The sequence below is a fragment of the Thermosynechococcus sp. genome (genome assembly GCF_046299655.1).
Lineage (GTDB): Bacteria > Cyanobacteriota > Cyanobacteriia > Thermosynechococcales > Thermosynechococcaceae > Thermosynechococcus.
In genome coordinates this window covers 242,646-257,462 of sequence record NZ_JBKBHZ010000001.1, presented here as the reverse complement: position 1 = coordinate 257,462, position 14,817 = coordinate 242,646, and the positions used below count along the sequence as shown (strand labels likewise).

The following is a 14,817-nucleotide window of genomic DNA, read 5'->3' as shown; positions in this document are numbered from 1 at the left end:
TGCGGGTCATCGTGGCCACACCCGTGGACAACAAACCGTAAGACGGCCATCTTGCCCCTGCCGCAGCAATTGCCAAGCCGCCACGAACCACCGCCGTAGTTCCGCCATGGAGTGACCCCGATAGCGACAAACCACCCCCCGCACCAAGGCAGTGACACCCATCTCGCCCTGTATCTCGCTGGCCAAGTCCCGCAGTCGCTGCATCTGCTGCGTACTCACTTCCCTACCTACCCAAGCCAATGTTCCCATGAGGGGACATCCCTGCAAGGCGTTCATTGCTGTCAGCATCGTTGTTGTACCCTCAATCCGCTGGCGATCAATCCACAGAGGCACACCCCCCTGCCACACTTCTGTATGGGAACGCCAATAGCCACGATTAAAGACTTCACCGCGAGCTGTACGGCCAAAGCGGGTCATCTCCCAGAGACCCACCTGTCCTTGAGGGGCAAGATCAATGCGCAAGCGTTGGTGAAATTGGGCACCCTCAAAGACAATTGTTTCTTGGGGCAGCCATTCTAAAACAGCGTTATCGGCAACATGGCAGTGAATCGTTTGCTGCACAGGGATTTGAGCACGGCCATAGACTTTGGCAGCGGCAGCGGTCGTCAACAGGGCACGGCACTGGGCTTCAAGGGTAATCTTTTGGCGCAGGCGATCGCCCCCCACATAGCCCCCGGCCGTATGCAGGATTACACTATGGCAAATTGGCTTGCCCTCCGGATAAAACGACCGTTGCAACTTTAGAGGTGCTGAGGCATAAGCCCGCACAGGAATCGTTTGTCCTTGCCGCCAAACGTAGGCCAACTCCAATTCGCCTAACCAGCCGGGCACGCCGTCTCAGCCCCCCACTGTCGCTAGGGATTGTCGCTGCTGTTGTACTTGGAGATAGACCAAAAGGGCATTGATGTCCGCCGGATTGACCCCCCCAATACGGCTGGCTTGACCAATGGTGAGGGGGCGGATGGCACTGAGTTTTTCCCGTGCCTCCATTGAAAGGGTGGGAATAGCAAAGTAATCCAAATCCGCAGGCAGTGGACGCTGTTCTTGGCGGGCGATCTGCTCAACTTCCCGTTGCTGCCGTTCAATGTAGCCGGCGTATTTAATGGCAATTTCCACCGTCTCTTTCTCTTGGGGGGTCAAGTCGGGATTCCCAAGGCCATGGCGATCCAGTAGGTCGTAGTGTACCCCCGATCGCCGCAGCAACTCATCAAGGGCAATGGCACTCTTAATTGTTTGCCCCGTCGCGGCCACAATTGCTTCGCCCACAGGTTCATGGGCTTTAATGCGCGTAGTCTGGAGGCGCTGGGTCTCAGCCGCTAGGCGCTGCTGCTTGGCTTGAAACACCTGCCACTGGGCTTCACTCACCAAGCCAATCTCATACCCCAAGGGCGTAAGCCGCTGATCGGCATTGTCCGATCGCAAGACCAAGCGATATTCCGAGCGGCTAGTGAGCATGCGGTAGGGTTCCCGCAGTTCCTTCGTGCACAGATCATCAATGAGGGTGCCGATGTAGCTCTCTTGACGTGGAAAGGTGATCATCGGCTTGCCCTGCACAAAGCGAGCCGCATTGATCCCGGCCACAATCCCTTGGGCGGCTGCTTCCTCATAGCCGGTGGTGCCATTGATTTGCCCGGCACAAAACAGCCCCTGAATCTTTTTCGTCATCAGGGTGGGAAAGCACTGGGTTGCCGGCAAGTAGTCGTATTCCACCGCATAGGCCGGACGCAGCATGATGCAGTTTTCTAGACCCGGCAGCGTGCGCAACAGTTGCAGTTGCAGCGGTTCCGGTAGTCCCGTGGAAAAGCCTTGGATATAGAGTTCTGGTGTATCACGGCCTTCGGGTTCAATGAAAATTTGATGGCTTTCCTTATCAGCAAAGCGGACGATCTTATCCTCAATGCTGGGGCAGTAGCGGGGGCCTTTGGCCTCTACCCAACCGCCATAGACCGGCGTCAAGTGGAGATTCTCACGAATGAGCTGGTGGGTGGCCGGGGTTGTGCGGGTCAAGTAGCAATTCATTTGTGGGCGCTCTACCCATGCTGTGGGGTCAAAGCTAAACCAGCGTACCTGCTCATCGGGGGGTTGCGGTTCCATCTTGCTGTAGTCCACCGATCGCCGATCCACCCGTGCGGGCGTTCCTGTTTTTAGGCGATCCACCTCAAAGCCGAGCCGCGCTAAGGTTTGGGAGAGTCCTTCGGCAGCAAATTCGCCAGCACGACCCGCAGGCATGGATTTGTTCCCCACCCAGATACGACCCCCCAGGAAGGTTCCCGTCGTCAAAATCACCGCGTGGCAGCGAAAGGCGACACCAAAATAGGTTTCCACTCCAATCACTGTGTCATTGGCATCGAGGACTAAATCCGTGACCATGCCTTCGCGCACAAGCAAGTTGGGCTGATTTTCCACCACCTGCTTCATGACTGCGCTGTATTCGCGCTTATCGGTTTGCGCCCGCAATGCCCAGACGGCTGGTCCCCGTGAGGCATTTAGGAGCCGCTTTTGCAGATAGGTGCGATCGGTCACACGCCCAATTTCGCCCCCTAGGGCATCCACTTCGTGTACCAGTTGCGATTTTGCCGGACCACCCACCGCAGGATTACAGGGCTGCCAAGCAATTTTATCCAAGTTGAGGGTCAGCAAGAGGGTACGACAGCCCAACCGTGCCGTTGCTAAGGCCGCTTCACAGCCGGCGTGACCGGCACCCACAACAATGACCTCAAATTCATCCTGAAACGCAGGCAGCGTTGACATGGCGATTGCACCCTAGGCTAGCAATGATTTAGAAGAACGTGGCGCTACTGGAGAACCCCGATAAGAGTTGGACAATAAATTGCAAGAGGAAGAAGGCAATAATCGGTGAAAAGTCAAGGCCACCGATGGGGGGAATCAGACCCCGAAAGAGATTCAGGTAGGGATCCGTTAACTGACTGAGAATCGAAAAAGGGGGATTGTACCAGTTGATATTGGGAAACCACGACAGCAGAACGCGAATCAGCAGCACAATTAAGTAGATCTGCAAAAAGTTCGCAATCCCCATCAACAGGATGGGCAACACAGGTGCCTCGGTCATTGGTCTTCCCCTTGCAAATTCAAGTGCATCCCTTATTGTACCAATGCTGGCAAGAAGCTAGCCCCAGCAGTCATTTTCCCTCGCTAGACTAGGCAATAGAAGTTTCTGCATTCATTCCCATAAGGTTATCGCTCTGCCCCTGCAGAGGGGAGCGATCGCCAAAGGATAAAGAGATAGAGGCCTGTCCGACAGCGACTTTGACTGTTTTGGGCGGGTTCCATCCTTGGGAAAAGGGCTATATTCTGGATTGCGGCGTTTTCATTGACATTCAACTGACGTTCAGGGGTTCAATATGTTACAGATGTCGGCCACGGGTCATACACTGGTGGGCACCTATGCCCTAATTGGATTTACTATCTCTGGTTTATCGTTTTTGCGGGCTTGGGTACAGCGGCAGTACAAGGGGTCTGTCCAACGTTTGAAGGAACAGTGCGATCGCCTGCACCGAATTGTTAGCGAGCAAGCCCAGCGTATCGAAGGGTTAAAGGAACTGGTCAGCCGTAGCGAACAGGAGCGCGATCGCCAGCAGCAAGAAATTGAACAATTGCGCTCTGAGGTGGAACGGCTGCAAAACCGCTGTCAAGAGCTAGAAGAGCAGCAGGAGAAACTGCAAACTCAAGTGAGGGACTATCGCCAGCAGGTGGCAGAATTAACCAGTGCCCTCAACACCAGCCAAGCGGAAAATGAAGCGTTACGGGACAATTGCGATCGCTATCGCCAAGAGTTGGAAGTTGCCTACCAGCGCAGTACTCACCTTGAAGAGGAATATGCTAGTCAAACGGCGACATTGACTGCTTCTTTAACTACAATGGAAGACATCTGTCGCGAAAAAGAGGCAGAGCTAGCCGCCTGCCATGCCACGGTGAGCGATCGCGAGCGCGAAATTGAAGGTCTGCACCATGAGATTGCAAATCTTAACCAAGAAGTCGAGCAGCTTCAGCAAACCGTTGAACACCTACAAACCCAGAAGCGAGGGGGGAATATCTACGCCCAATGGCTGACATGGCTCAGCAGCACCGTGGCGATCGCGGCTCTAGTACTCAACCTTGGGCCTTGGAGTCCCCTGTGGGCAGCCATCTATTCTCACTTACCCATGTTTTCCTAGAGAATGAAGCTCACACCCCCTGCTGAGGCGAGGTGGTGGTGTCAATGCTAACCTGAGACTTGAGAGTCCACAGATCACACAAACAAGCCGACCCTCTAGGCGAGTATCGGGAACGTTTGCCCACATACTCCTCACTGTCCTTTTGGCAAGTGAGCTGAAGAATCCCTCTGGCAGCGATGTTTTGACTGCCATTCAGATCGCAGTTATAGCGTTTGCCAGAGGATCGTTTTTGGAATCCCGATTCACCACTCCAGAACCGTCATAGGCAAGTTTTGAAGTGTAGTACCAATTCAATTTGAAGATGGTGCTAATAAAGGGTGGGTGATGAATGACTACCTCCTCTGAAAATTGAGCACTCTGCTTTCCGTCCTTTGAGACCTGCTTATTAGTCTCAACCTTACAAAGAACTGGTATTAAGGATTTTAATATCTGATCAGCAATGACTTTCACCAGTGGTACCACGACTGAATTACCAAACTGCTGATAGACTCTTGTATCACTCACTACAATCTTGAAGGAGTCTGGAAACCCCATCAAGCGAGCACACTCCCGTGGCGTTAGGCGGCGTGGATTGTTATTCTCTTGGGGAATTAGAATTTCTGAACCATCTTTGTAATATCTTGCACTTAATGTTCGGGTTACTCCCTCCAAATCTACGAGGCCATCGCCAAATCCATTCCCGCGAGCACGATGCAATTTAGCATAATTCTGCAAATACTGCCACAGGCGATCGCTCAACGTATACTTAGCATCCACAGAGGGTTCTAGAATATCTCTCACTCGATGTTTTTGAATGGGTAGATGAGGGAACGTAAATTCCAGAGGTTCCCTAAAGCCGACGATGAAATCCTAGGGCGTTGTGCTTGCTCACACCCGCAATGCTAAAGGGTTGACAGGGAAACCCTGCTAATAAGATGTCATGGTCGGGAATTTCCGTCGAGGCGATTTGGGTAATATCTCCTGCTGGTACTTCACAAAATTCGCTGCATAGCTTATCCGAGCAAACTTGTTCCACTCTGAGCTAAAAACACAACAACCGCCTGCTTGGGTAAAACCGAGCCGCATGCCACCGATGCCGGCAAATAGGTCAATAAAGGTTAGCTGCCCCATAACACATCGGAGTAAGCGTCGTCTTTTTCATTCTATGGCCTAGGTATTGGCACTTAGCCATGTGATTGCTTGCCGTAGCCATGCCTCTGGATCGCTATTCTTGGCAAGGGTACTCGTTTGGCTGACGGCTGTGAGGGCAGCTTCAATCTCGCGATCGCTATAGCCCAAGGCTAAAAGCGTCAACTCCAGTTCTTCACGAATTGCTTCCGTAGGCAAGCTAGAGGGAGCTGTTGTTAACCCCGTTTCCTGTCGCCAAGCACTCAGGGCGGCTTTCAGTTCCAAGGCAATCCGCTCAGCCGTTTTATTGCCCACCCCCGGTGCGCGGCTGAGACTGTGGGTATTGCCACTCACAATTGCCTGCACCAGCTCTGGCAAAGGTAGCGTATCCAGCAACGATAGTGCCATCTGTGGCCCAACCCCATTGACACGAATCAAACGCAAAAAGAGATCCCGCTCCGCTGCCGAGGCAAAGCCATAGAGGAGCATCTGATCCTCACGCACACTGAGATGGGTAAAAATCTTCACCACCTCAGGACTCGGTGGATATGCCTGCAAAAGACGGGAGGTAACCAGCAGGTGATAACCGACGCCATTTACCTCGAGGATCAGCGCAGAGCGATGGGCACCGGCCGATTCATGGCTGACAACCGTTCCTTTCAGGTAGGCAAACACTGTCTCTCTTTAATTCGAGGGAGTGGGCAAGCCGATGATGAGATTCGAACTCATGACCGCTCGATTACGAATCGAGTGCTCTACCGCTGAGCTACATCGGCATTAAAGGCATTATTTATGCTAGCACGATCGCCCCTAGGACGGGCAGGGCAATGGCAAAATTTTTGCGATCGCGCGCTTGTGTGCATTTGCCCCAAGGGTTAAAATAGACGATTGTGTTAATTAACGAGTTAAGAAAATCACTTGGCAAACGTCGTCGTTGTTGGTGCCCAGTGGGGCGATGAAGGCAAGGGTAAAATCACCGATCTCCTGAGCAAGTCTGCCGATGTGGTAGTCCGCTATCAGGGCGGTGTCAATGCAGGTCACACGATTGTCGTCAAAGACCAGACCCTGAAATTGCACCTGATTCCCTCGGGAATTCTCTACCCCGATACCCAGTGCATCATTGGGGCAGGAACCGTTGTGGATCCTAAGGTGCTCCTTGAGGAACTAGAACAACTGGAACAGTTGGGAGTGAGCACGGAGAATCTGCTGATTGCAGAAACTGCCCATGTGACGATGCCCTACCATCGCCAGTTGGATATTGCGGCTGAGGAACGACGTGGCTCGCGACGGATTGGTACCACGGGACGGGGCATTGGCCCCACCTACGCCGATAAATCGGAGCGTGTAGGCATTCGCATGTTGGATCTGCTGGATGCTGAGCAGTTGGCCGCCAAGCTGGAGTGGGCGATCGCCCAAAAGAATTTGATCCTCGAAAAGCTCTACGGACTGGCTCCCCTCGAACCCCAGCCGATCATTGAAGAGTACTGTGCCTACGGTGAGCGCCTGCGATCGCACATTGTTGATGGTTCCCTCGTGTTGGATGATGCCATCCGCCGGCGGCGCAATATTCTCTTCGAAGGTGCCCAAGGCACCCTTCTAGATCTTGACCACGGCACCTATCCCTACGTCACCTCCTCAAACCCTGTGGCCGGGGGCGCCTGTGTGGGGGCTGGCATTGGGCCGACGATGATTGACCGCGTCATTGGTGTTGCCAAAGCCTATACGACGCGGGTGGGGGAAGGACCCTTTCCCACAGAGTTGCTGGATGAGGTGGGAGAACTTTTGGGCGATCGCGGTGCTGAATTTGGCACGACAACGGGACGGCGCCGCCGCTGTGGCTGGTTTGATGCCGTGATTGGCCGCTACGCTGTGCGCATCAATGGTCTTGATTGCTTGGCAATTACAAAGCTCGATGTTTTGGATGAGTTGCCAGAGATCAAAGTCTGTGTCGCCTATGAGATTGACGGTGAGCGGTGCGAACACTTCCCGAGCAACGCCCTCAAATTTGCCCGCTGTCGTCCCATCTATGAAACGCTGCCGGGGTGGCAGCAATCCACCCGTCATTGCCGCTCCTTGGATGATCTGCCAAAGGCGGCATTGAACTATCTGAAGTTTTTGGCTGAGATCATGTCTGTGCCCATTGCCATTGTCTCATTGGGGGCAGAGCGCAGCCAAACCATCATTGTTGAGGATCCAATCCATGGTCCCAAGCGGGCACTCCTCAAGGATGATGGCACCCAAGTCCATCCCGTTTTATCTTAATTGGAGTTGCAGCAATGTCTCGTTCCTTAGCTATTGAGGGGCAACTACGCCCTGCCAATGCCAAGCCCAATACCTTGCGGCGTGAAGGCAAAACTCCTGCTGTTCTTTACGGGCCTAGCCTTGAATCCTCCATCTCCCTAGTGGTGGATACCCATGCTGCAGAACTGCTAGTGCGGGATGCCCGTCCCCAGAAAACGCCGATTCAGCTTTCAATTCCCGATCTGCCGTGGCAGGGAATGGTGGTGCTCCAAGAGGTGCAAGCCCACCCCGCCAAGGACACCCTCTACCACCTCTCCTTTTTAGCTAAGCCTGAAAACTAGGCTGCGAGAGGGAATTTGCTATAGTGGGGATATGTTAAGTGATTGTTAACAATGCCAGCCACGCTACTTCGGTCTGCGGATCTTGCCCACCTTAGCTATTCCCCCCAAGGCGATCGCTTTGATGGCTCTTGGGAATTTCCCCTTGCCACGCTCCTTGGCCTAGGGCGAGCTGCGGGCGCTGATTTTGTGGAGATTTTTCTCGAGCGCAACCACTATCTCAGTGCGCTGGTTGAGGACGATCGCCTCACGAGTGTCTCGCCTCGCCTGAGTTTAGGGGCAGGGATTCGTGTTTTTCGGGGTACCAGGGATTGCTATGTGAGCACCAATGACCTCAGCTTCAAGGGGTTGCGGGCGGCTCTCGAAAAAGCGCTTGGCTTAATGGGGTTGCTCTTACCCAGTCCCCAAGCCTATGTGCCTGAAATCCACCTTGAGCTGCTGCGGGACTATGCCCAAGGCCGCAAGGAAGGTTGGCTGGCCGCCTGTAGTTCTATTGCGGAAGTGGCCGATATTCTGCTGGCGGGGAGCGATCGCCTGCGCCAGAAAACCCAGCATCTGCAATCCCGCCGCCTCAGTTATTTTCGCGATTGGCAAGAGGTGATGGTAGCTGCCAGTGATGGCACCTTTGGTCGGGATATTCGCCTCACCCAGTCGGCAGTGGCCTCGGTTCTCTGTGCCGATGGTGAGCACCGCGCTTCGATTGGTGAGCGCAATGGTGATACCGGTAACCCTAGCTTTTTGCGCCAGTGGGACTACACCACCTTAGCCGATACCGTTGCCGAAGCAGCGGGCAAAATGCTCTACGCCGACTACGTGGAATCGGGCACCTACCCCGTGATCATGGCCAACCAATTTGGGGGCGTGATCTTCCATGAAGCCTGTGGTCACCTTCTAGAAACCACTCAAATTGAACGGGGCACCACCCCCTTTGCCGATAAAAAAGGCGAAAAAATTGCCCATGAAAACTTAACCGCTTGGGATGAAGGCATCACCAGTGGTGCTTTTGGCAGTATTGATATGGACGATGAGGGGATGCCGACGCAGCGCACATTGCTGATTGAAAATGGCGTCCTGAAAAACTTCTTGAGCGATCGCGCGGGTTCGATGCGCACAGGTCACCCGCGCACGGGTAGTGGTCGCCGCCAAAACTATACCTACGCCGCCGCTTCACGCATGCGTAATACCTACATTGCCCCCGGCGAATACACTGTTGAGGACTTAATTGCTTCTGTGGATCGCGGCCTCTACTGCAAACGGATGGGCGGAGGCAGCGTTGGTGCGACGGGGCAATTTAACTTTGCCGTGGAGGAGGCCTACTGGATTGAAAATGGCCAGATCAAACACCCCCTTAAGGGAGCGACCTTGATTGGCGAAGCCCAAGAAATCATGCAGCGAATTTCCATGTCGGCCAATGATCTAGCGCTTGCCCCCGGTTTCTGTGGCTCGATTAGCGGTAGTATCTACGTCACCGTTGGTCAACCCCACATCAAAGTGGAGGCCATTACCGTCGGTGGCCGCTAAACTGATTACCTGCAGTTATGGGTTTGAGTAGAAATACCTAAAGATTTTATATGTGAATTTTTGTGACTCTCGCTACATTATCATGGAATAAGAGAAGCAAAGGCAGTTCAGCTTTTTAATCGCCCTCACCGCTTTGTGTGTGCCTTAACTTCTCTTCTGAGACAAAAACATTGGACTGAATGACCAGTAATCCACTGGTCTTTTTTTTTGGGCTTTTTTTGGGCATTTTTTGTGTTTTTGCAGCTCCCTTGGTTAGGCAGCGGCAGGAGTTTTTATTTGGCCAAGGAGTTCGTGGAGTTCTTCGCCCTCAATCACTTCTTTTTCCAAGAGTTTTTGGGCAATGGTTTCGAGAAGGTCACGGTTTTCCTTGAGAATACTCAGCGCCTGCTGGTGAGCTGACTCAACAATTTCCTTGACCTCGCGATCAATCGCTTGCGCCGTTTCCTCACTGACTGCCCTTAGCATCATGCCATTATTCGTTAAAAAGCTCGACTGTTGCTGCTCAAAGGCAAGAGGGCCAAGAACTTTGCTCATGCCGTAGCTGCGCACCATTCGCTCTGCCAAATCCGTTGCCCGTTGCAGATCATTCGCTGCCCCAGTGGTGATGGTGCCAAAGACAATCTCCTCTGCCGATCGCCCCCCCAGTAATGTGGCAATCTGCGCCCGTAACTCCTGCTCATCAAGGAGGAACCGATCCTCCGTTGGCAACTGTAATGTGTAACCAAGAGCTGCCATGCCACGGGGCACAATGGAGATTTTTTCTACCCGACCACTGCCCGGCAGCGCACACCCCACAAGGGCATGACCCACTTCATGGTAAGCAACAATTTTCTTCTCCTTATCATTGAGGACACGGCTTTTCTTCTCCAGACCCGCCACAATCCGTTCAATCGCTTCGGCAAAGTCCTGCTGTGTCACCACTTCCCGCTGATTGCGCGCCGCCAATAGGGCTGCTTCGTTAACCAAGTTGGCCAAGTCTGCACCGGCAAATCCGGGCGTACGGGCAGCGATCGCGTGCAGATCCACTTCAGGGGCCAGTTTCACCTTTTTGGCATGAATTTTCAAAATGGCCTCCCGACCACTCAAATCGGGGCGATCCACCAACACTTGGCGGTCAAAGCGGCCCGGCCGCAGTAGGGCTGGATCAAGGGTTTCTGGCCGGTTGGTTGCGGCAAGGACAATCACGGTTGCTCCACTGGCATCAAAGCCATCCATTTCCGTGAGCAATTGGTTCAAAGTTTGCTCCCGCTCATCGTTCCCGCCATAGAAGCCGGCACTGGAACGGGACTTACCAATGGCATCCAACTCATCAATAAAGACAATACAGGGGGCTTGCTTTTTCGCCTGCTCAAAGAGATCCCGTACGCGGGCAGACCCCACGCCCACAAATAGCTCGACAAACTCAGATCCCGAAATCGAGAAAAAGGGCACATTGGCTTCGCCAGCAACCGCTTTGGCCAGCAGGGTTTTCCCAGTACCGGGTGGCCCCACCAGCAACACTCCCTTGGGAATGCGGGCACCAATTTGGATATAGCGCTGGGGATTTTTCAGAAAATCCACAATCTCAACCAGTTCTGCTTTGGCCTCCTCCACTCCGGCCACATCATCAAAGCGAATGCCCGTGTTGGCACCCTCGACATAGACCTTGGCACGGCTTTTACTGATGGAGAGCACCCCCTGCGGGCCGCCTGCTTGGCGACTGGCAAAGAATTGAAAGATTAATACAAACACAATCGGCGGAATCACCCAACCGAGGACATTCAACAACCAGCTATTCCGCGCTGGGGGAGCAGCAGCAAATTCTACCCCTTGCGCTTCTAGCCGTTTGGGCAACTCTAAGTCAAAGATGGGGGTGGTGGCTAACACTTGGGCGGGGCGATCGCCTTCGGGTTTAAGTTGGTAAAGAATCTCATTTTGGCTAATATAGACCCGACTCACCTCTCCTTCTTCCACTTGGTGAATAAACACACTGTAGGGAACTTGAGGTGGGCGGGGTGAAAACAACTGCGGGAAGAACAGATTTAATAGGAGAAAGCCAACCCCTAGCAATAGCAAAAAATTACCAATTTGACGACTGCGCGGTGCTTGCGGTGAGTCCTTGATAGCCATAACAAATGCTCCCCTGCGGTCACTTATTGTTCATGGTGACACTTGGGGGGGAAGAAGGGCAAGGGTAGGAATTGTAATATTCCTTTACTGCCGACTTTGGGAGGATTCAAGAATGCCCAACAGTTGAGTGAGGGAGCGGGCAAGCTTTTGATACAATATCAACAGACTTCCTCTCTTTTGCATCGTGGAATGGCTGATTTAAGTACACTCAAACGCGATTTCTCTCTGTTGCGCGATCGCCTGGGTCATACCCAGGACTATCTTTGACCCGGCGGCATTAAACGCCAAGATTCGTGACCTTGAGCATACCGCCGCTCAGCCCGACTTCTGGAATGACCAAGCAACCGCCCAAGTCACATTGCAACAGTTGACCGAAGCGAAAGACGTCCTCAACCAACTTCAGCAGTGGCAACAAACCATTGAACATGTGGAAACAGCGCTGGAACTGCTGGAGCTAGAACCCGATGAAGGGTTGGTGACAGAAGCCACTACGCTGCTTAAAGAATTAGATGCCCAGTTGAGTCGCTGGGAATTGGAACAACTGCTCAGTGGCCCCTACGACAAAAACAATGCCATCCTCACGATTAATGCTGGGGCTGGCGGGACTGATGCTCAGGATTGGGCAGAAATGTTGCTACGCATGTACACCCGCTGGGCGGAGCGCCACGGTTACCAAGCCCATCTGGCCGAGCTATCGGAAGGGGAGGAGGCGGGCATTAAGTCAGCCACCCTAGAAATTCGCGGCCGCTACGCCTACGGTTATCTGCGCTCAGAAAAGGGCACCCATCGCCTTGTGCGCATTTCTCCCTTTAATGCCAATGGTAAACGGCAAACCAGCTTTGCCGGCGTGGATGTGATGCCAGAACTGGATCAATCCGTGACGGTGGAGATTCCCGAAAGCGATTTGGAGATTACCACCTCCCGCAGTGGGGGCAAAGGGGGACAAAATGTGAACAAGGTGGAAACGGCAGTGCGGATTGTCCATAAACCAACGGGTATTGCTGTACGCTGCACCCAAGAGCGATCGCAATTGCAAAACAAGGAAAAAGCCCTTGCCATTCTCAAGGCAAAGCTATTGGTGATTGCCCAGGAGCAAAAGGCCAAGGAAATTGCCGATATTCGTGGCGATGCCGTTGAGGCCGCTTGGGGCAACCAAATTCGCAACTATGTCTTCCATCCCTATCAACTGGTCAAAGATCTGCGCACCGAGGTGGAAACCACAGCCATTCAAGAGGTGATGGATGGTGACCTCGATCCCTTTATCCAAGCCTACCTGCGGCAGCAAACGGAGGAAGCCAGTTAAACAAAAATAAACAAAAAACTCCCCCGAGGGGGAGCAATTGCAGTTTAGCAAATGGGAGAAAAAACCTAAATCTCGACCACACCCCCTGCGGCCTGCAAGCGAGCGCGGGCACGACGAAAGGCTTGGGTGGCTTGAATCTTGGCCTGTTTGGATTCCCCCTGTTCGGCTTTGGCGAGGGCGGCCTGTGCCGCAGCAAACTCGGCCTTGGCTTTTTCGAGATCAATTGTATCCCCGCGCTCCGCACCGTTGACGAGGATCGTCACTTCGTTGTTCTCAACTTCGGCAAAGCCTCCCATAAGGGCGATCGCCACCCATTCGCGGTCTTGGCGCACCCGCATCACACCAATTTCCAAGGCGGTTAGGAGGGGGGCATGATTTGAAAGAATACCCAATTGCCCCGTTGTGCTGGGCAAAATCACTTCCTCAGCGGGGGCATCCCAAACAGTTTTATCGGGTGCAATTACCCGGACGGTCATCACCATAACGCTTCCCTTGCCACTCAATAATCAAAGGGCGGGTTGCCCCACCCTGTATGGACACCTGTGAAACCTAGGCTTTGAGTTTTTCAGCCTTAGCTTTGGCTTCTTCGATATTGCCCACCATGTAGAAGGCTTGCTCGGGCAGATCATCCAGCTCGCCGCTGAGGATCATCTGGAAGCCTTTGATGGTTTCTTCGAGGGTGACGTATTTGCCGGGGGCACCGGTGAACACTTCCGCCACAAAGAAGGGCTGAGACAGGAAGCGCTCAATTTTGCGTGCGCGCGCCACTGTCAGGCGGTCTTCCTCAGAGAGTTCATCGAGACCCAAAATGGCGATAATGTCCTGAAGCTCTTTGTAGCGCTGGAGAGTGGCTTGGACGGCCCGTGCCGTTTGATAGTGCTCCTCACCCACAATGTCTGGCTGCAACATGTTGGAGGTAGAGCCAAGGGGATCCACAGCCGGGTAAATCCCTTTTGCGGCTAGACTCCGGGAGAGCACCGTTGTCCCATCCAAGTGGGCAAAGGTTGTGGCCGGCGCAGGGTCAGTCAAGTCGTCCGCAGGCACATAGACCGCTTGAATCGAAGTAATCGAACCTTCCGTGGTTGAGGTAATCCGCTCTTGCAGGGCACCCACATCGGTACCCAAGGTGGGCTGGTATCCCACCGCAGAGGGCATCCGACCGAGCAAGGCCGACACCTCAGACCCGGCTTGCACAAAGCGGAAGATGTTATCAATAAACAACAGCACATCCTGCTTGTTGACATCGCGGAAGTATTCGGCCATCGTCAGCCCCGATAGACCTACCCGCATCCGCGCTCCCGGCGGTTCGTTCATTTGACCGTAGACAAGGGCGATTTTCGATTTGCTGGGATCGTCTTTATCGATCACGCCCGATTCAATCATTTCGTTGTAGAGGTCATTGCCTTCGCGGGTACGTTCACCCACGCCAGCAAACACCGACACCCCACCGTGTTGGGTGGCAATGTTGTTGATTAGTTCCATCATGATCACGGTCTTGCCGACACCCGCACCGCCAAAGAGGCCAATTTTACCGCCACGGCGATAGGGGGTGAGCAGGTCAATCACCTTGATGCCAGTTTCAAACACCGAGGGCTTGGTTTCCAATTGTGTAAAGCTGGGGGCAGGACGGTGAATGGGCAAGGCTTCAGTAGCATTAACAGGGCCTTTTTCGTCCACGGGTTCACCCAGCACGTTGAAAATGCGGCCAAGGGTGGCTGTTCCGACAGGCACACTGATGGGAGCACCCGTGTCCACGACTTCCATTCCCCGCACTAGGCCATCGGTGCTGCTCATGGCAACGGCACGGACACGGTTATCGCCAAGGAGTTGTTGCACTTCACAGGTGACAGCCACGTCTAAACCAGCCTCGTTTTTGCCTTGAATCCGCAGGGCGTTGTAAATAGAGGGCATTTTGCCGCTGGGAAACTCAATGTCAACGACAGGGCCAATGACCTGAGTGATAAAGCCTACATTGGTTTGTTCTACAGTTGCGACCATGGACGTTTGCCTACTGTCTAGTTAA

General features: G+C 53.5%; 13 protein-coding genes, 1 tRNA gene and 1 pseudogene. 5 read left to right on the top strand and 10 right to left on the bottom strand.

From position 1 onward, the window contains the following. Nucleotides 1-6 precede the first annotated feature (6 nt). The 3 genes from ACK4HN_RS01380 to ACK4HN_RS01370 are packed head-to-tail and all read right to left on the bottom strand — an operon-like array spanning nucleotide 7 to nucleotide 3,070. Entirely contained in the window at nucleotides 7-831 is an 825-nt protein-coding gene (locus ACK4HN_RS01380; RefSeq protein ID WP_409869992.1) for an urease accessory protein UreD, read from the bottom strand. Nucleotides 832-837: 6 nt separating this feature from the next. After that, nucleotides 838-2,751: a tRNA uridine-5-carboxymethylaminomethyl(34) synthesis enzyme MnmG gene (gene mnmG / locus ACK4HN_RS01375; RefSeq protein WP_409877111.1), complete on the bottom strand. Its 1,914-nt coding sequence runs from the start codon at nucleotides 2,749-2,751 to the stop codon at nucleotides 838-840. Nucleotides 2,752-2,779: 28 nt separating this feature from the next. Then, entirely contained in the window at nucleotides 2,780-3,070 is a 291-nt protein-coding gene (locus ACK4HN_RS01370; protein WP_250681866.1) for a YggT family protein, read from the bottom strand. A 292-nt stretch (nucleotides 3,071-3,362) separates the two neighbouring features. Here ACK4HN_RS01370 and ACK4HN_RS01365 point away from each other — a divergent pair, with 292 nt between their 5' ends. Further along, nucleotides 3,363-4,175: a hypothetical protein gene (locus ACK4HN_RS01365; protein ID WP_409877110.1), complete on the top strand. Its 813-nt coding sequence runs from the start codon at nucleotides 3,363-3,365 to the stop codon at nucleotides 4,173-4,175. A 192-nt stretch (nucleotides 4,176-4,367) separates the two neighbouring features. Here ACK4HN_RS01365 and ACK4HN_RS01360 read toward each other — a convergent pair whose 3' ends face one another. The 4 genes and pseudogenes from ACK4HN_RS01360 to ACK4HN_RS01345 all read right to left on the bottom strand — a co-directional run bounded on the left by ACK4HN_RS01360 (nucleotide 4,368) and on the right by ACK4HN_RS01345 (nucleotide 6,058). Next, nucleotides 4,368-4,970, bottom strand: coding sequence for a DNA cytosine methyltransferase (locus ACK4HN_RS01360; RefSeq protein WP_409877123.1), 603 nt, complete (start codon nucleotides 4,968-4,970; stop codon nucleotides 4,368-4,370). Nucleotides 4,971-5,004: 34 nt separating this feature from the next. After that, a pseudogene (locus tag ACK4HN_RS01355) lies at nucleotides 5,005-5,240 on the bottom strand (DNA cytosine methyltransferase). Nucleotides 5,241-5,324: 84 nt separating this feature from the next. After that, on the bottom strand, nucleotides 5,325-5,957 hold the full coding sequence (gene ruvA / locus ACK4HN_RS01350) for a Holliday junction branch migration protein RuvA (protein WP_409868275.1): 633 nt from the start codon (nucleotides 5,955-5,957) through the stop codon (nucleotides 5,325-5,327). A gap of 29 nt (nucleotides 5,958-5,986) precedes the next feature. Then, nucleotides 5,987-6,058, bottom strand: a tRNA-Thr gene (locus tag ACK4HN_RS01345). Between the two features lie 142 nt (nucleotides 6,059-6,200). On the opposite strand from ACK4HN_RS01345, the gene ACK4HN_RS01340 reads away from it, so the two are divergent. The 3 genes from ACK4HN_RS01340 to ACK4HN_RS01330 are packed head-to-tail and all read left to right on the top strand — an operon-like array spanning nucleotide 6,201 to nucleotide 9,382. Beyond that, nucleotides 6,201-7,544, top strand: coding sequence for an adenylosuccinate synthase (locus ACK4HN_RS01340; protein WP_409849886.1), 1,344 nt, complete (start codon nucleotides 6,201-6,203; stop codon nucleotides 7,542-7,544). Nucleotides 7,545-7,558: 14 nt separating this feature from the next. After that, nucleotides 7,559-7,864: a 50S ribosomal protein L25 gene (gene rplY / locus ACK4HN_RS01335; RefSeq protein WP_409868274.1), complete on the top strand. Its 306-nt coding sequence runs from the start codon at nucleotides 7,559-7,561 to the stop codon at nucleotides 7,862-7,864. A gap of 51 nt (nucleotides 7,865-7,915) precedes the next feature. Beyond that, entirely contained in the window at nucleotides 7,916-9,382 is a 1,467-nt protein-coding gene (locus tag ACK4HN_RS01330; protein ID WP_409868273.1) for a TldD/PmbA family protein, read from the top strand. A gap of 252 nt (nucleotides 9,383-9,634) precedes the next feature. Here the strand turns inward: ACK4HN_RS01330 and ftsH4 are convergent, their stop codons facing one another. After that, the gene (gene ftsH4, locus ACK4HN_RS01325) at nucleotides 9,635-11,491 is read right to left on the bottom strand and encodes an ATP-dependent zinc metalloprotease FtsH4 (protein WP_409868272.1); all 1,857 of its coding nucleotides are present in this window, start codon (nucleotides 11,489-11,491) and stop codon (nucleotides 9,635-9,637) included. Between the two features lie 189 nt (nucleotides 11,492-11,680). Here ftsH4 and prfB point away from each other — a divergent pair. Next, nucleotides 11,681-12,794 (top strand): peptide chain release factor 2 gene (gene prfB, locus ACK4HN_RS01320; RefSeq protein ID WP_409868271.1). Its coding sequence is split into 2 segments (ribosomal slippage): nucleotides 11,681-11,755 and nucleotides 11,757-12,794, totalling 1,113 coding nucleotides; the frame shifts between segments, so codons are not numbered across the junction. A 65-nt stretch (nucleotides 12,795-12,859) separates the two neighbouring features. Here prfB and atpC read toward each other — a convergent pair. Together atpC and atpD are read right to left on the bottom strand one after the other, a co-directional pair. Then, complete coding sequence (atpC, locus tag ACK4HN_RS01315; RefSeq protein WP_409868270.1) at nucleotides 12,860-13,276, bottom strand: ATP synthase F1 subunit epsilon; 417 nt, start codon at nucleotides 13,274-13,276, stop codon at nucleotides 12,860-12,862. Between the two features lie 67 nt (nucleotides 13,277-13,343). Continuing rightward, nucleotides 13,344-14,792, bottom strand: coding sequence for a F0F1 ATP synthase subunit beta (gene atpD, locus ACK4HN_RS01310; protein ID WP_409868269.1), 1,449 nt, complete (start codon nucleotides 14,790-14,792; stop codon nucleotides 13,344-13,346). Nucleotides 14,793-14,817: the final 25 nt, after the last annotated feature.

Excerpts from the sequence above, each read along its gene's own strand:
- mnmG (WP_409877111.1), bottom strand. The coding sequence starts at position 2,751 with ATGTCAACGCTGCCTGCGTTTCAGGATGAATTTGAGGTCATTGTTGTG.
- ACK4HN_RS01370 (WP_250681866.1), bottom strand. The coding sequence starts at position 3,070 with ATGACCGAGGCACCTGTGTTGCCCATCCTGTTGATGGGGATTGCGAAC.
- ACK4HN_RS01365 (WP_409877110.1), top strand. The coding sequence starts at position 3,363 with ATGTTACAGATGTCGGCCACGGGTCATACACTGGTGGGCACCTATGCC.
- rplY (WP_409868274.1), top strand. The coding sequence starts at position 7,559 with ATGTCTCGTTCCTTAGCTATTGAGGGGCAACTACGCCCTGCCAATGCC.
- ACK4HN_RS01330 (WP_409868273.1), top strand. The coding sequence starts at position 7,916 with ATGCCAGCCACGCTACTTCGGTCTGCGGATCTTGCCCACCTTAGCTAT.
- ftsH4 (WP_409868272.1), bottom strand. The coding sequence starts at position 11,491 with ATGGCTATCAAGGACTCACCGCAAGCACCGCGCAGTCGTCAAATTGGT.
- atpC (WP_409868270.1), bottom strand. The coding sequence starts at position 13,276 with ATGGTGATGACCGTCCGGGTAATTGCACCCGATAAAACTGTTTGGGAT.
- atpD (WP_409868269.1), bottom strand. The coding sequence starts at position 14,792 with ATGGTCGCAACTGTAGAACAAACCAATGTAGGCTTTATCACTCAGGTC.